This is a genomic window from Streptomyces sp. NPDC086777, assembly GCF_040702065.1.
Classification (GTDB): domain Bacteria; phylum Actinomycetota; class Actinomycetes; order Streptomycetales; family Streptomycetaceae; genus Streptomyces.
Genome location: NZ_JBFBJI010000012.1, coordinates 55173 through 72524, shown reverse-complemented (window position 1 = coordinate 72524; position 17352 = coordinate 55173). Strand labels below are relative to the sequence as shown.

Sequence of the window (17352 nt, the reverse complement as noted above, 5' to 3'; positions counted from 1 at the left end):
CGATCAGATCCTCTCGGGCAGGGCGGCCGGGGCGGGGGGAACGGGGACGACGTCGAGCACGGCGAGGCTGCCGCGCCCCCAGGCGGGCTCGGGCAGTCGGCGCCGGTCCTCCTTGCCGTTGGCGTCCAGGGGCAGCGCGTCCAGCGCCACGTACTCGGAGGGCAGCATGTGGCGCGGCAGCCGCCCGGCGAGGAAACGGTGCACGTCGGCGGCGCGCAGCGGCCCCGTGTCACGCGGCACGACATAGGCGACGACACGTTTGTCGCCGGGCGGCGCGACGCGTGCGGTGACCAGGCAGGAGCGCACCTCGGGTGCCTCGCCGAGCGTCGCCTCGATCTCGCCGGGCTCGATGCGGAAGCCCCGGATCTTGACCTGGCTGTCGGCACGGCCGACGAACTCCACCGTGCCGTCGGGCCGCTTGCGGCCGAGGTCGCCGCTGCGGTACGCGCGCCCTCCCGACCCGGGGTCGATGACGTAGCGCTCCGCGGTGAGTTCGGCGCGGTCGTGGTAGCCGCGGGAGACGGTCTCCCCGGCGATCCACAGCTCGCCGGTCGCGCCCGCCGGGAGGGGGCGTCCGTGCTCGTCCATGACGTGCAGGCTGGCGCCGGGGATCGGGGTGCCCAGCGGCAGCGGGGACTCCACCTGGTCCGGGTGGGTGAGCAGCCGGCGGCAGATGGCCACGGTGGTCTCGGTCGGCCCGTAGATGTGCGCCACCGTCAGCCCGGGGTTGGCCTCCAGCACCCGCCGCACCCGGGCCGGGGACACCACGTCACCGCCGGTGATCACGGTGCGCAGCGGCGCCAGCGCCTCGGGCACGTCGTCGGCGATCCGGTGGAAGAGGCCCGACGACAGCCACAGGTCGGTCACCTCCTCGCGGGCCAGCACCTCGCCCAGCTCCGCGGAGGTCAGCAGGCCGTCCGGCGGGAAGGCCAGGCAGGCGCCGCGCAGCAGCACCCCCCAGATCTCCAGCACCGACGCGTCGAAGGAGAACGAACTGCTCTGGAGCATGGTCCGGCCGGGCCCGAGCGCCGCGAAGTCCTGCCGCAGCGCGAAGGCGGTGACGTTGCGCTGCTCGACCAGCACCGCCTTGGGCAGGCCGGTCGATCCCGAGGTGTACATCGCGTACGCCAGGTCCGTGGGCGCGGACAGCTCCGCCGCACCGGGCGCGAAGGGGTCGTCGCTGTCGTCACCGGTGTCGGCGGCCGGGTCGAGAACCACGCAGTCCGCGAGGGCGGGCGGCAGGGCGTCGCCGTCGCCGGAGGACACCAGGACGCGGATGCCGCTGTCCCGGCGCATGTGCGTCAGCCGCTCCTGCGGGTACGTCAGGTCCATCGGCAGATAGGCGCAGCCCGCGCGGAGCACCGCCAGGGCCGACACCACGAAGCCCGGTGACGGGGTGGCGGCCACCCCGACCAGCTCCCCGGACCGCACGCCGAGCCGGAGCAGACCGCGGGCGATCCGGGTCGCGGCCCGGTCCAGCTCGCCGTAGGTCATCCGGGTGCCGGGCGCGCGCAGCGCCACGGCATCCGGGTCGCGCACCGCCCACCGGCGGAACGCGGCGTCGATCGTCACCATCGTGCGTCCTCCAATCCGACCCCGAGGTCGTGCAGCAGTTCTCGCAGGAAGTCCTCACCGGCGTCGGAGTTGGCGGTGACGACGAGGCCCAGACCGCGGTCCGGGTCGGCCCAGGTCAGCGAACGGAAGCCGGGGACGCCCCCGGTGTGCCCGAACCACCGGCGGCCGCCGTACGGCTTGCCCGCGGTGCCCAGGCCGCCCGGAGTGCCGGGGTGGGGGCGCAGCATCTCGGCCGCCGCCTCCGCACCCAGCAGGACCGCCGGGCCACCGGTGACCGCCCGCTGGATCTCGACGGCGACCCGGGCCAGGTCTCCGGGGGTGGACCAGAGGCCGCCGGCGGCGGACTCCGGGTACAGGTGCCAGCCCTCCGGGTAGGGTTCGCCCGACGCCTGGTGGTTGCGGGCCAGCGTGGTGCCGGGCAGATCCGGCACGCGCGGCGCGAAGTCGCTGTCCCGCATGCCGAGCGGGTCCAGGACGAGCGCGCGCATCAGCGGCGCGAACTCCTGCCCCGTGACGTCCTGGAGCACCTGCTGCACCACGGTGAAGTTGCTGCTCGAGTACAGGTACGGCGATCCGGGCGGGCCCACGGGCCGGACCGGCGGGGTCAGCGAGGGCGGACCGCCGGCCAGGACCTGCGCCGGGCTGGGCATCGGCAGGCCCGCGCGGTAGCCGTCGTAGGACTGCGCCCCGAGCCCCGCGGTGTGGGTGAGCAGATGGCGCAGGGTGACCCCGTCACCGGGCAGCCGCCAGGAGGTGAGCATCCGGTTGACGTCGGTGTCGAGGTCGAGCCGCCCGTCCTGGACCAGGACCATCACGCCCAGCGCGGTGACGTGCTTGCTGATCGAGCCGACCTGGAAGACGGTGCGCTCGTCGACCTCGACCGGGTCGTCGGCCCCGAGGACCCCGAAGCCCCAGGCCCCGCGCAGGTCACCGTCGTCGATCAGCGCGATCGCCACGCCCGGTACCCGGTGCCGCAGCATCGGCAGCCTCGGGGCCGGAGCCCCCGCGAACAGCCGCCGCACGAAAGGCTCCGCCGGCACACGTGTCTCCTCGGGCGGGGCGGCGGCCAGGTCGGTGAGGTGTTCCAGGTGCCGTTCGGCCAGGTCGCGTACGGTGCCGGCGTCGAAGTGGTCGGCCGCGTAACGCCATTCGAGGTGCAGCTCGCCGTCGAGGACCGCGGCTTCGATCTCCACGAGGTGGGAGCGCCGCTGCTCCGGGTCGACGTGCTCGCCGAGCGACCGGGGAAGGGGCCGCAGCGGCGCGTCCCCGGCGGGAGCGGTGTCCCGGCGGCCGTGGTAGTTGAACGAGAGCTGTGCCGCCGGTGCGGTGCTGTCGTCCCCGCGCAGGTACCGGGCGAGTCCATGGCCGATGCCACGCCCGGCGGGCGTGCGGGTGTGCTCGGCGACCACGTCGATCCAGGCGTCCATGGCGCCGGACTCCGGCCGGGTGAGCAGCAGCGGCTGCACACTGGTGAACCAGCCGACCGTGCGGGTGAGGTCGACGTCGTCGAAGAGCGGCTCACGGCCGTGCCGTTCCACGTCGATCGCGCAGGTGTCACCGCCGGTGGCCTCGGTGAGCGTGCGGGCCAGTGCCGCCAGCATCAGGTGCTCCGGCTCGGCGCCGCGCCGCGCGGCGGCCTGGCGCAGCAGGCCCGCCGTGGCCCCGGCGGCGAGGACGACGCTCGTGGAGCGGGCCCGGCCCTCGGTGTTGGCACCGGCCTCCCGGTCCGTCGGCAGCGGCGCGGCGGACGGACGCGGCAGCGCCCAGTAGGCGGCCTCGGGTGCGAACTCCGCGCTGTGCGCGTGCTCGCCCAGCCGTCGCGCCCAGTGCTGGACGGAGGTCGTCTTGGCGGGCAGTTCACCCCCGGCGCACAGGGTGGCGAGGTCCTCGACCAGGATGTGCCAGGACACGGTGTCGACGGCCACGTGGTGGACCACCAGCAGGAGCTGCCCGGTGTGCCGCAGCAGCACGGCACGCAGCAACGGGCCCCTGGCCAGGTCGAGTCCCCTGTGCGCGGCCTCCACCGCGGCGTCGGCCTCGTGCGGGGTGTCCACGACCGTGAGCGGGTCGTCGTGGCCGCCCGCCGGCGCCAGGTCCTGGTGCCAGCGGTCCGCCCGGCGGCTCCAGCGCAGCCGGAGCGCGTCGTGGTGGTCGATCAGGGTCCGCAGCGCGGCCCGCAGGACGTCGGGTCCGATCTCCGGAGCGACGTGCAGGAGCCGGCTCTGGTTGAAGCGGTCGCGGGGCCCGACGGCGGCGTACTGGTGCTGGATCGGACCGAAGGGGACCTCGCCGGTGACCGGGCCCTGCTCGGCGTGGACGCTGGTGGAGCGGCCCTGGGCCGCCGCCTCGTCCGAGGCCGCGGCGAGGGAGGCGACCGTCGGGTGCTCGAAGACCATCTTCGGGGTGATGGACAGGCCCGCCTCACGCGCCTTGGCGACGGTGTGGATCAGCAGGATGGAATCCCCGCCCAGCGCACGGAAGTTGTCGTGCACCCCGACGCGCGGCACCCCGAGGACCCGGCACCAGATCCGGGCGACGGCCTCCTCCGTCGCGGTGCGCGGAGCCACCTGGGACTCCGGTGCCACCTCGCGGGCGGCGGGGTCCGGATCGGGCAGGGCGGCCCGCTCCACCTTGCCGTTGGCGTTGAGCGGGACGGAGTCCACGGCGACGAGGAACCTCGGCACCATCACGTCGGGCAGCTCCGCGCGCAGGGCGGCGAGCGTACGGTCCGGGTCGTCGCCGCCGACGGTGTACCCGACGAGCGTTTTCGAACCGGCCACGGTCCGTACGTCGGCGACCGCGTCCCGGACGCCCGGCGCCCGGCGCAACGCGTCCTCGATCTCGCCGAGTTCGACGCGCACTCCGCCCAGCTTGACCTGGTGGTCGGCGCGGCCGGCGAACTCCAGGACGCCGTCGGCCCGCCGGCGTCCCAGGTCGCCGGTGCGGTAGAGCCGGGAGCCGGGCGGCCCGAAGGGGTCCGGCACGAACCGTTCGGCGGTCAGCCGGAACCGGCCGTGGTAGCCACGGGCCAGCCCGGGGCCGCCGATGAAGAGTTCGCCGGTGGCGCCGGTCGGCAGGGGTTCCATCGCCGCGTCGAGGACGTGGACGGTGTTGTTGTCGATGGGCAGTCCCAGGGCCACCGCGCCCGTGTCGGGGACGGCGTCCTCGGCGGTGCACACCCGGCAGGTCGAGTCGATGGACACCTCGGTGGCCCCCCAGGTGTTGTCGAGGCTCACCCGCTCCCCGAACACCTCCAGGAACCGGCGCACCAGGGCGGGGCGCAGCGCCTCACCACTGGTGAGGACGGACCGCAGCCGGGACATCGAGCGGGCCCGCTCCGGGGTGAGGATGTCCAGGAACACCTCCAGCACACTGGGCACGAACTGCACGTGCACCACGTCGTGCCGGGCGACGGTCTCGGCGATCGCGTGGGCGTCGCGGTGCGCCCCCGGCGGCAGCAGCACGACCTGGCCCCCGGTGATCAGCGGCCACAGGATCTCCACCGCCGCGTCGTCGAAACCGAGGGTGGTCTTGTGCAGGACGCCCTCGCCGGGCCGCAGCCCGTGCCGGCGCTGCATCCACGTCATGCGGTTGACCCAGCCCGCGTGGTGCGAGGCCACCGCCTTGGGCGCGCCGGTCGATCCCGAGGTGTAGTACAGCGAGCACAGGTCGGCGGGCAGCGCGTCCGGCCGGGGACCGGAACCGGGTTCCTCCGGCCAGGCCGTGGGGTCGTCCAGCGCCAGGACGAGGGCGGCCGTGTCCTCGGGCAGTTGCGGGAGCAGCCGGGTCTGGGTGAGCACCACCCGCGCCCCGGAGTCGGCGAGCAGGTACGCCTGGCGCCGGGCGGGGTGGTCGGGGTCGACGGGCACGAAGGCGGCACCCGCCTTCAGGATGCCGAGCAGGCCCACCACGTGCTCGAAGGAGCGCTCGGTGCACAGGGCGACCAGGTCGCCGGGCCGGACACCCTCCCGGTACAGCCGTGCGGCCACCCGGTCGGCCCGCGCCCCGAGTCCGGCGTAGGTCAAGGTGTCGGGGCCGAGCCTGACGGCGACGGCGTCCGGGGTGGCGGCGGTCTGCGCCGCGACCAGGGAGTGCAGGGTGCGGTCGTCCGGGAAGGGGACGACGGTGTCGTTCCAGGTGTGGACGATCCGCTCGCGCTCCTCCGCCGACAGCATCGGGACCTCGGCGACCAGCGTCGGTCCCCCGGCGGCGCCGGGGCCGTCCTGCTCGTCCGGGCCGGGCCGGTCCTCGGTGAGGCCGGTCAGCAGCTGCACGACCTGGGCGAGCAGCCGGTCGGCGGTGACCTGGTCGTAGTGGGACCTCTCGCAGCTCAGGCTGAGGGTCAGCCGGTCGGCGCGGGTGGCCTCCAGGACCAGGGGGTAGCCGGTGTCGCGGGCCTCGCCCTCGGCGACCGGGACGACGCCCTGCGGCAGACCGCCGGGGCCGGTGTCGGTGTAGACGAGCAGGCTGTCGAACAGCCGCCGTCCCGGCGCCACCTCGCTCGCCCGCTGCACGGCCGGCAGCGCGACATGGGCGCGCCCCGCGACCTCGGTGACCCGCTGCTGGACGTCGCGCAGCAGCTCGGTGAGGTGTGCATCGGGGTCCACGTCGACGCGCAGCGGCAGGGTGTTCATCAGCAGACCCACCATCCGTTCGACCCCCTCGACGTCGCCGAAGCGGCCGGAGACGGTCGTGCCGAAGACGACGTCCCGCTCCCCGCTCGTCCGGCTCAGCAGCAGGGACCACGCGGTGTGGACCAGGGTGCCGACGGTGACGTGGTGGTGGCGGGCGGTCCGCTCCAGCTCCTCGCAGAGCGCGGCCGGCAGGGTGCGCCGGGCGTGCCACAGCCCCGTGGCGGCCCCGGTGGGACGGCTGCCGGGCAGGGGGGTGGGCCGGGTGAACCCCGCCAGGCGGGACCGCCAGTGGGCGCTCTCCCGCTCGGCCTCCTCGGGGGTGTCGTGCTCGGCGAGCCGGCGCAGGTACTCCCGGTACGGCGGCGGGTCCGCGAGGACGGGCAGCCGGCCAGTCTCGTGACGGCTGCGGTAGACGGCGAACGCCTCGGAGAGCAGGGCGTGCAGGCTCCAGCCGTCGAAGACGACATGGTGGGTGGTCCACACGAACCGGTGCCGGTCCTCGGCGACCCGGACCAGCAGGAAGCGGGAGGGCGGAGCGGCGCCGAGGTCGAAGACGGTCTTCTCCTCCGCCGCGGTCAGCTCGGCGAGCCGCCCGGCACGCCGGTCCTCCGGGAGAGCGCTGAGGTCGGCGTACCGGAAGTGCGGCGGCGCGGCGGCGCGGACGACCTGGACCGGGCGGGGCAGGTGGGCCCAGTGGAAGGTGGACCGCAGGATCGCATGGCGGTCGACCAGATGGGCCCACGCGTCCTCGAAGGCGGCCTGGTCGAAGTCGCCCTCGATGTCGACGGCGAACACACGCACGTAGTCGCCGGTCTCCGCGAGCGTGTCGAGGAACAGCCCGGTCTGCAGGGGCGACAGGGGCAGCACGTCCTCGGTGCCCTCCCTGCCCACGGTGTGCAGGAGCCCGTCCAGGGTCTCGGCGTCGAGCCCGGTGAACGCGAACGGCCGGGTCTCCGCGGGCGGCGTCGAAGCCGGTGCCCCGCCGCCGAGGGCCGCGAGTGCCGCCACCGTGGGGTGGGCGAAGATCTGCCGGGTGGTGACGGTGAGTCCGGCCTCCCGGGCGAGTGCCGAGACCGTGACCGCCTTGAGGGAGTTGCCGCCCAGCGCGAAGAAGTCGTCTTCCACCCCGATGTCGCCGGTGCCCAGCACCCGGGCCCAGATGTCGGCGAGGGCCCGTTCGACGGGTCCGCGGGGCGCGGTCCGCGCGGACGGGGCCTCCGGGGCCGCCTCCGGAGCGGGCAGCGCGGCACGGTCGATCTTGCCCGCCGGGCTGAGCGGCATCCTCTCCAGGACGACGAGCCGGTCGGGCACCATCGCCCGGGACACCTCGCCCCGCAGGAACGTCCGCACCTCGGCCGGGTCGGGTGCGTCGCCGGCGACATGGCCGACGAGGAACTCCTCGCCCGCCGCGTCCCGGTGGACCGTGACGGCGGCCAGCCGCACGTCCGGGTGGCGGGTCAACGCCTCCTCGATCTCGCCCAGTTCGATGCGGTGGCCGCGGATCTTGACCTGGTGGTCGTCCCGGCCCAGGAAGCGGATACGGCCGTCCGCCCGCCGTGCGGCCAGGTCACCGGTGCGGTACAGCCGGGTGCCGGGGGCGCCGAACGGGTCGGGCACGAACTGCCGCGCGGTCAGCCCGGCGCGCCCCAGGTACCCGCGGGCCACGCCCGCGCCCCCGAGGTGGAGCTCGCCCGGCACGCCGATCGGCACCGGGCGCATGGCCTCGTCGAGGACGTGGGCGGAGGTGTTGGGCAGGGGGAGCCCGATGGTCACCTCGTCCTGGGCGGGGTCGACGTCGTCCCAGGTGGACCAGACGGTGGCCTCGGTCGGGCCGTACACGTTGATCAGCCGCGGCAGGCCCGTACGCAGCTCGCAGGCCAGGGCGTGCGGCAGCGCCTCGCCGCCGGCGAGGCCGACCTCGACGCCGTCCGCCGCGCCGAACCCGGCGGCCAGCAGCAGCCGCCACCCGGACGGGGTGGCCTGCACGTGGGTGACCCGGTGCGTGTGGATCAGGGCCCGCTGGGCGGCGGCGTCCCAGCGTCCCTCCTCCGGGACCACCACGACCCGGCCGCCCGTGGTGAGCGGCACGAACATCTCCACGGTGGAGATGTCGAAGGACAGGGCGGTCAGTCCCAGCCACGTCTGCGGGCCGGTGGGCTCCAGCACGTGCGTCATGGCGGCCGTCAGGTGGGCCAGCGCCGCATGGGTGACCTCGACGCCCTTGGGACGGCCGGTGGAGCCGGAGGTGTACAGGACGTAGGCCACGTCGTCGCGGCCGGGACCGTCGCCGGAGCTCCCCGCCGCGTCCGCGGACGAGGGCTCCTGGTGTGTCGGGTCGTCAGCGGTACCGACGCGGACGACGGTCACCCCGTCCGGGACGGACCGCGCGGGAGGCTCCTCGCTCGCGAGGAGGACCCGTACCCCGGAGTCCGACAGCACGAAGGCGGCCCGGGCGTCGGGGTACTCGGGGTCCAGCGGGACGTAGGCGCCGCCGGCCCGCCACACCGCGAGCACCGCGGCGATCATCGTCGCCGAGCGGTCCAGACGCAGGCCCACCCGGTCACCCGGCCGCACCCCGGCGGCCCGCAGCCGCCGCGCCAGCCGCGTGGCCTCCTCGTCCAGGCGGGTGTACGTCCACTCCCGCGCGTCGTACACCACCGCCGCCGCGTGCGGCGTGCGCGTGCGCTGCTCCTCGATCATCGCGGGCACGGTCGTGGCGGCCGGGAACGCGTGCGCGGTGTCGTTCCAGCGGCGTACGACGGTGTCGTGGGCGGCGTCCGGAAGGATCGCCAACTCCCCGACCCGGGTGCCCGGTTGCTCCACGAAGGCGTCGAGCAGGCGGCCGAACGACGCCAGCAGACGCTCCGCGTCACCGGAGTCGACCCGCAGGTCGTCGTGGAGGAGCTGGAGGACGGCTCCCGCCGGGCCGGTACGGATGGTCAGCATCAGCGGATAGCCGCTGCTCTGGTGCACGGGACCCATGCGCAGCGACAGCCCGCCCAGATCGGCGCGCTCGGCCACCGCCAGGTTCTGCAGGACCAGGATGCTGTCGAACAGCTTCTTGTCGCCCGGCACGTCCGACCAGTCGTGGATGTCGGTCAGCGCGGTGTGCTCGACGTCCCGCAGCCCGGCCGACTGCCCGGCCAGGCGGCCCAGCCAGTCGTCGAGCCGCTCGTCGTCCGCCCAGCGCACGCGCACCGGAAGGGTGTTGGAGAGCAGCCCCACGATCTGCTCCACCTGCGGAAGGTCGACCGACCGCCCGGAGACGGTCAGCCCGAAGACCACGTCACGGCTCCGGCTCCAGCGGCCCAGCAGCAGGGCCCAGGCACCCTGGAACACGGTCCCGAGGGTGCACCCCCGCTCACGGGCGAGCCGCGACAGTGCCTCCGTCAGCTCCGGGGTCAGGGCGAGTTCGACCGTGCGGGCCGCTCCGGCGGGCGTGTCCGGGGACGCCGGTCGCACCACCGGGAGCGAGGTGGGCTCGACGAAACCGGCCAGGGCGTCGCGCCAGTACCGTTCGACGGCACGCGGGTCCTGCTCCGCCAGCCACTCCACGTAGGCGCGATGGGACACCGGCGCGGGCAGCTCGCGCGCGGGGCGCCCCGGAGTGCGGCGCGCGGTGACGGTCGCGAAGACCTCGTTGAGCAGCGGACCGACGCTCCAGCCGTCGGCCAGGATGTGATGGTTGTGCCACACGAGGTGGTGGCGGTCGGGTCCGGTGCGGATGAGATGGAACCGCTGGGGCGGAACCCGGAACAGGTCGAAACCCGCGTCGCGTTCCTCGGCGAGCAGCGCCTCCAGGCGCCCCGGGATCTCGTCCGCCGGGACCCGGGACCAGTCCAGGACGGTGAAGTCGGCCCGCACACGGCGGTGCACGATCTGGAGCGGGCGCTCCAGGCCCTCCCAGCGGAAGGAGCAGCGCAGCGCGTCGTGCCGGTCCAGGACGTGCTGCCAGGCGGCGATCAGGCCGTCCTGGTCGAGGTCGCCCTCGATCTCCCAGCGGTACTGGGTGAAGTAGGAGTCCCCGCCGCCGTCGTGCAGGCTGTGGAACAGCATGCCCGCCTGGAGCGGGGTGCAGGGATAGATGTCCTGGACCTCCTCGGCGGAGAGCCCGGACAGGACCCGCTCCAGACCCTCCCGGTCGAGACCGGCCAGCGGGAAGTCGTCCGGGTCCACGCCGCCGGCCGCCGCCCCGTCGTTTGACGCGACGGCGACGGCCGCCAGTTCGGAGAGGGTCTGATGGGCGAAGACCTGGCGCGCGGTGAACACGTACCCCGCCTCCCGGGCCCGCGACACGAGGAACACGGCCGTCACCGAGTCGCCGCCCAGGGTGAAGAAGTTGTCCTGCGCCGCCACCGACGGGACGTCGAGCAGCCGGCTCCAGATGTCGGCCAGGACCCGCTCGGCCCCGGCGGCGGGCGGCCTGCGCTCCGCGGGAGCCTCGTTGCGCGGGGCGGGCAGACGACGGCGGTCGACCTTGCCGTTCGGCGACAGCGGCAGGCGCTCCAGCGGCACGAAGACGGCGGGCACCATCGCCACGGGCAGGGCGGCCGTGAGGTGGCGCTTCAGCGCGTCCTCCGTGACGTCCCCGACGACGTAACCGACGAGCCGGTCCCCGGCGGGGCTGCGGTCCACCACGACCACGGCGTGCGCCACGTCCGGGTGCGCCGTCAACCGGGCCTCGATCTCGCCGAGTTCGATGCGGTGGCCGCGGATCTTGACCTGGTGGTCGTCGCGGCCGAAGAAGCGGATACGGCCGTCGGGGCGTCGCGCGGCCACGTCGCCCGAGCGGTACAGGCGCGCTCCGGGCGGTCCGAACGGGTCCGGCACGAAGGCACCCGCCGTCAGCGCCGGCCGCGCGTGGTAACCACGCCCGACCCCGGGTCCGCCCACGTACAGCTCACCCGGGACGCCGACGGGCACCGGGCGCATCGCGGCGTCGAGGACATGGACGGCGACCTGGTCGACGCCGGTGCCGACGGTGATGTCCGCGGCCGGGTCGGTGACGTCGTCGTACGTGGCCCACACCGTGGACTCGGTGGGCCCGTAGCAGTTGAGGACGCGTCCGGCCACCAGGCGCAGCTCCGCGGCGAGCGCGGGCGGCAGCGACTCGCCGCCGGTCATGGCGACCGCCAGCCGCGGCAGCCGCTGGGTCGAGGCGAGCAGGACCCGCCAGCCCGACGGGGTCGCCTGGACATGGGTGATCCCGTGCTCCCGGGCCGTGGCGACCGCGGCGTCACCGTCCTGCGCGGCCCCCTCCGGAGCCAGGACCACCCGGCCGCCGGTGACGAGCGGCAGGAACATCTCGACCAGCGCGATGTCGAACCCGATGCCGGTCAGGCCGAGCCACACGTCGTCCGCGCCGGCATCGAGCCGACGCGCGGTGCCGCTGAGGAAGTTGACGAGCCCCCGGTGCTCGATCGCCACGGCCTTGGGGCGGCCGGTGGAGCCCGAGGTGTACATCAGATAGGCGAGGTCGTCGGCGTGCGACGCGTCGTGGTCCGGCGCCGCGGGCACGGTGCCGGTGGCGAGGTTCTCGGAGCCGGGGCCGACGTGCAGCGACGGAACCGTGCCGAACGGCGCGTCCCGCCCCGGTTCGGTGACCACGAGCGCGGTTCCCGCGTCCTCCACCATGGTCCGCAGGCGTTCCCCGGGGTGGTCCAGAGGCAGGGGCAGGAAGGCGCAGCCGGCCTTCCACACCCCGAGCAGCGTGGCCACCAGCCGTTCGGAGCGGGGCAGATGGATCCCCACCAGCGCGCCGGGTCCCGGCACGGCCGCGCGGAGCCGTGCAGCGGTACGGTCCGACAGCTCGTCCAGTTCCCGGTAGGTGAGGCGGGTTCCGCCCGCGGTGACCGCGGTGGCGTCGGGCGTGGCGGCGACGACGGCCGCGAAGAGGTCCAGCACGGTGCCGTCGGGCGTCGCGGCTCCGGAGCCCAGGGAGTCCTCGACCACACGGGCGAGCTCCTCGTCGGAGAGCAGGTCCACCTGGCCGACGGTGGTGTCGGGCGCGGCCACCGCGCGGCTCAGCACCTCGACCAGCGAGTCCAGCATCCGTTCCACCGTCGCCGGCTCGAACAGCGTGCTCTCACCCACCAGGTCGAGCCGGACCCCCTCGTCGAGGTTCGCCGCGACCAACGACAGGTCCACCTTCGCGGAGGCCATGCCGATGCGCTCGCGCTCGACCGTGACACCGGGCAGGTCCCACACGTGCTCACGCGACTCGATGCACTGGTACATGACCTGCGACAGCGGATTGCGGGAGGCGTCCCGGGGATGCCCGGAGTCCGCGACCAACTGCTCGAAGGTGACGTCCTGGTGTTCCAGAGCCCCGAGAACCACCGTGTTCATGCGCCGCACCAGCGTGGCGAAGCCCGGGTCGTCGCTGACGTCCACGGCCAGCGGCAGGGTGTTCGCCATCATGCCGATGAGCGGTTCGGTGTCACCGACGACCCGGCCCGAGACCGGCGTCAGCACCGAGAAGCGGTCCTGTCCACCGCTCCAGCGGTGCAGGTAGCCCGCGAAGACCGACAGCAGGGCGGTGAAGAGGGTGACGTTGTGCCGCCGGGCGAAGTCCCGCAGCGCCGCACTGACCTCGGGGGACAGCAGCCTGCGGGCGCCGTGCCCCCAGAACGACGGGGTGGGGGGACGCACCTGGTCGGTGGGCAGTTCCAGGACCGGGGGCACCCCGTCCAGCGCCGAACGCCAGTAGGCGAGCTGCCGCTCCAGCAGGTCGCCGGAGAGCCGCTCCGACTGCCAGTGCGCGTAGTCCCGGTACGACACCGGAAGCTCCGGCAACACCTTCGCGAGGTCGGTGACCCCCCGCGCGGACGCCGCGTACAGGGCGCCGAACTCGCGGCCCAGCACACCGCACGACCACTCGTCGGCGACGCAGTGGTGCAGGTTCAGCACCAGGACGTGGGTGCTGTCGTCGCAGGTGACCAGGACGGCCCGGAAGACGGGGCCGCGCTCCAGGTCGAAGGGCGCCGCGATCTCCTCCTCGGCCACCCGCACGGCCGCCGCCGACCGCGCGACCGGGGGAAGATGCGACAGGTCGACCGTGCGCAGCGCGGCCGGGGCGGGCGGCAGCGGGACCTGACGGGGCGGGCTGTCGTCCCGGAACACCATGCGCAGCGTCTCGTGCCGCTCCACCAGGGCGTCCAGCGCCCGGCGGACCGCGTCGCGGTCCAGCGCCCCGGTCAGGCGCAGGACGCGGTGGACGCTGAAGGTGGAGTTGTCGGACAACAGGCGGTCCGCGACCCACAGGTTGTGCTGGACGGGCGCCAACGGGGCGCCCTCGGTGCCAGGACGGCGCGGTACGGCACTCGGGGCACCCACGGGCGCCGCAGCGGTTCGGGACCTCCCGAGCAGCCGCTGCTTGAGCAACTCACGCTTCTCGGCGGTCAGTTCCCTCTTCATCGCTGCCGGCTCTTCCACTCCGGCGGCTTCTCCGGTCCACGTCGTCATGGCAGTTCGGTCACCGGGCCTGGCGGAGGCTGAGCGGCCGCATGTCGGTCCAGACCCGCTCGACGTGGTCGAGGCAGTCCTCCTTGGTTCCGGAGGTGCCCTCGTCGAACCACCCGTCGGGCAGGTCTCGTCCCTCGGGCCAGATCGAGTACTGCTCCTCGCCGTTCACCACCACGCGATACGTCTGAGCCACCATGTCCTCACCTCTCGAAAAGTCATTGCGGACGTGCGATCGGACGACCGGCACCGTCACGGGCCGGCCCGGAGCCCGCCGTACCGGATCGGCCGGGCGGGTCCGCGTTGCAGAACGGGCTGGTCGTGCCGGAGCGGCCGACCGCCCGGGGCGCTACGCAGCCAGGCGGCGCACCGCCACGAGGGCGAGCGCGTCGGCGGTCCGCTCCCGGAACAGGTCGCGGACCGTGATCCGCACACCCAGCCGGGAGCTGATGAGGGACACCGCGCGGGCGGCCGTCAGCGAGTCACCGCCGATGTCCAGGAACCCGCTGCCGGTGTCGGGCACCTCCGTCGCGCCCAGCACCTCCTGGAAGACCACGGCGATCTTCCCGGCGATCTCCTGGGCCTCCTGTGTCGTGATTTCCACCGTCACCCTCTGCTCCCTTCAAGGCCGAATCATTCGGGATTCCGTGATTCCGTGGTAATGCGACCGAGGTCATTTCCATGCCCTCGACGCATTCTCACTGTGACCGCGATGCGGATGCCGGCTCCAGTCCCGCCCCCGCTCATCAACCTGCACGGCATGAAAGTGAGTGGGCGACATACGGCACCCGAGGGGCCGGTGGGGGAGGCCCTGACCAGCAACAAAGGGGCGTGGAGGCGCATGTCGGGCCGGTTGGAGGTCTTCCCGGAGTGTCACGGAAATCCGCCTCTACCGAAACTGAATTTCTGCTGGAATGCTCGGTCATCGCCGCCCAGGATCCTCTGGAACGGGCTCACGTCGGTCATGCACGGGCCGATTCGCACGGCCGGTATCGAATTTCTCGTGCGCTCGTCCGGCGAACCGCGGGAAAGCCGCGGCAGCCGTTTCACCCGTCGTCGTCCGCTCGTGGTCGAAGACCAGAAGGCGCCCACTCCGAAAGGCGACCGCCATGTTCCGAACCATGCTCAAGTCGAAGATCCACCGGGCCACGATCACCCAGTGCGATCTGAACTACGTCGGATCCCTGACCCTCGACGCCGACCTCATGGACGCCGCCGACCTGCTCCCCGGCGAGCTGATCCACCTCGTGGACATCAACAACGGCAGCCGGCTCGAGACCTACGTGATCGAGGGCCCCCGGGGCAGCGGCATCATCGGCGTCAACGGTGCCGCGGCGCGCCTCGTCCAGAACGGCGACCTCGTGATCATCATCGCCTACGCGGCGGTACCGGACGCCGACGCGGCCAAGGTCGAGCCCAGGGTCGTCTTCGTCAACGAGCGCAACGAGATCATCGACGAGGGCGCGGCCCTCAGCACGGCCCCTGGCGGCCACGGCCTGCTCGACGGCAGCGAGACGCACACGGTCTGACCGGAGGCGGACTCGGTGACGGATGGTGGAGAGGTACGCGTCGTACCCGGCGAGGCCGGCCCGGCGCGGCGGCGCTCTTCACCATCCGTCACCGCACCCGCCACCGGCACCATCGGCTCGGCCAGGGCGGCTCGGTCAGTCCTCCGCCGCCACCCGCAGCCGCCCGAACTCCTCCGCCATCGTCGCCGCCGTCCAGTGCGCGTTCAGGCCGCTCGGGTTCGGCAGGACCCACACCCGCGTCTCCCCGATCATCCGCTGCTGCGGCCCCACTTGAGCCCCGCGGTCGGCGAAGGCGGCGCGGTAGGCCGTGACGCCCACCACCGCCAGCCACCTCGGCCGGACCCGCGTCACCTTGGCCGTCAGCCGGCGCCCGCCCTCGGCGTACTCCTCGGCCGTCAGCTCGTCGGCCCGCGCTGTCGCCCGCGCCACCACGTTCGTGATGCCCAGCCCGTACGACAGCAACTCGCCCTGCTCCGCGGGCCTCAGCAGCCTCGGGGTGAAGCCGGACAGATGCAGGACCGGCCAGAAGCGGTTGCCGGGGCGGGCGAAGTGGTGACCGGTCGCCGCCGTCATCAGGCCGGGGTTGATCCCGCAGAACAGGACCTGGAGGCCGTCCGCGAGCACGTCGGGGACGAGACGGTCGCGGGCGGCCTCCAGTTCCGCCTGGGTGAAGCGGGTCAGAGGATCGCTCCGGGGGTGTATCCGGCGGCCTCGGGGTGCTGCTTGACGATCTCCTCGATCCGGCCGACGACGGCACCGACCTGGGCGGCGGCCGCGCCCGTGAAGGACAGCTTGTCGGCCATCAGCGCCGCCAGCTGCTCGCGGTCCAGCGGCAGCCGCTCGTCGGCGGCGAGCTTGTCCAGCAGGTCGTTGCGCTCGGCGCCCTGTTCGCGCATCGCGAGCGCGGTGGCGACGGCGTTCTCCTTGATCGCCTCGTGCGCGACCTCACGGCCGACGCCCGCGCGCACCGCGCCCATCAGGACCTTGGTGGTGGCCAGGAACGGGAGGTAGCGGTCCAGCTCCCGGGCGATGACGGCCGGGAAGGCGCCGAACTCGTCGAGGACCGTGAGGAAGGTCTCCAGCAGGCCGTCGAGCGCGAAGAAGGCGTCCGGCAGGGCAACCCGGCGCACCACCGAGCAGGACACGTCGCCCTCGTTCCACTGGTCGCCGGCCAGCTCGCCGGTCATCGAGGCGTAACCGCGCAGGATGACCATGAGGCCGTTGACGCGCTCGCAGGATCGCGTGTTCATCTTGTGCGGCATCGCCGAGGAGCCGACCTGGCCGGGCTTGAAGCCCTCGGTGACCAGCTCGTGCCCGGCCATCAGCCGGATCGTCTTCGCCAGCGAGGAGGGGGCGGCAGCCAGCTGGACGAGCGCGGTCACCACCTCGTAGTCCAGCGAGCGCGGGTACACCTGGCCGACCGAGGTGAACGCCTGCGAGAAACCCAGGTGGCGCGCGATCCGGTCCTCCAGCTCGGCCAGCTTCGCCGCGTCCCCGCCCAGCAGGTCCAGCATGTCCTGTGCGGTGCCCACCGGGCCCTTGATGCCGCGCAGCGGGTAGCGGCCGAGCAGCTCCTCGACGCGGCCGTACGCCACGAGGAGCTCGTCGGCGGCGGTCGCGAAACGCTTGCCGAGGGTGGTGGCCTGTGCGGCCACGTTGTGCGAGCGGCCGGCCATGACCAGCTCGGCGTACTCGCCGGCCAGCCTGCCCAGGCGGGCCAGGACCGCCGTCGTACGGTCCCGCATCAGCTCCAGCGAGAGCCGGATCTGGAGCTGCTCGACGTTCTCCGTCAGGTCCCGGGAGGTCATGCCCTTGTGCACGTGCTCGTGACCGGCGAGGGCGTTGAACTCCTCGATCCGCGCCTTCACGTCGTGCCGGGTGACCTTCTCGCGCTCCGCGATCGAGGCCAGGTCCACGGTGTCGAGCACCCGCTCGTAGTCGGCGATCGCGGCGTCCGGCACCTCGATCCCGAGGTCCTTCTGGGCCCGCAGCACGGCGAGCCAGAGCTGCCGCTCCAGCTTCACCTTCTGCTCGGGCGACCAGAGCGTGGCGAGCTCGGCGGAGGCGTAGCGTCCGGCGAGGACGTTCGGAATGCGGGGCTTGGCGGGCGCGGCTGAAGTCACGTGTACGGATTCTACTGGCGATTCCTGCAG

General features: G+C 73.7%; 7 protein-coding genes. 1 reads left to right on the top strand and 6 read right to left on the bottom strand.

Annotated features, from left to right (window positions below; translation table 11 throughout):
• Positions 1–3 precede the first annotated feature (3 nt).
• From AB0472_RS18710 to AB0472_RS18695, 4 genes are all read right to left on the bottom strand, one after another.
• On the bottom strand, positions 4–1575 hold the full coding sequence (locus tag AB0472_RS18710) for an amino acid adenylation domain-containing protein (protein WP_366357552.1): 1572 nt from the start codon (positions 1573–1575) through the stop codon (positions 4–6).
• A complete protein-coding gene (locus AB0472_RS18705; RefSeq protein WP_366357551.1) occupies positions 1569–13673 on the bottom strand; it encodes an amino acid adenylation domain-containing protein in 12105 nt (4034 codons plus the stop codon). Before AB0472_RS18705 ends, AB0472_RS18710 begins: the two co-directional genes overlap by 7 nt.
• Positions 13674–13683: 10 nt before the next feature.
• Positions 13684–13869 carry an MbtH family NRPS accessory protein gene (locus tag AB0472_RS18700; protein WP_350782525.1) on the bottom strand — a complete coding sequence of 62 codons (186 nt, stop codon included), beginning with the start codon at positions 13867–13869 and terminating at the stop codon, positions 13684–13686.
• 150 nt (positions 13870–14019) lie between these two features.
• Complete coding sequence (locus AB0472_RS18695; protein WP_366357549.1) at positions 14020–14280, bottom strand: acyl carrier protein; 261 nt, start codon at positions 14278–14280, stop codon at positions 14020–14022.
• Between the two features lie 499 nt (positions 14281–14779).
• On the opposite strand from AB0472_RS18695, the gene panD reads away from it, so the two are divergent.
• Positions 14780–15199, top strand: coding sequence for an aspartate 1-decarboxylase (panD, locus tag AB0472_RS18690; RefSeq protein ID WP_366357547.1), 420 nt, complete (start codon positions 14780–14782; stop codon positions 15197–15199).
• Positions 15200–15334: 135 nt separating this feature from the next.
• Here panD and mug read toward each other — a convergent pair whose 3' ends face one another.
• Positions 15335–15880 carry a G/U mismatch-specific DNA glycosylase gene (gene mug / locus AB0472_RS18685; RefSeq protein WP_366357683.1) on the bottom strand — a complete coding sequence of 182 codons (546 nt, stop codon included), beginning with the start codon at positions 15878–15880 and terminating at the stop codon, positions 15335–15337.
• On the bottom strand, positions 15877–17322 hold the full coding sequence (gene purB, locus AB0472_RS18680) for an adenylosuccinate lyase (RefSeq protein WP_366357546.1): 1446 nt from the start codon (positions 17320–17322) through the stop codon (positions 15877–15879). Before purB ends, mug begins: the two co-directional genes overlap by 4 nt.
• Positions 17323–17352 lie beyond the last annotated feature (30 nt).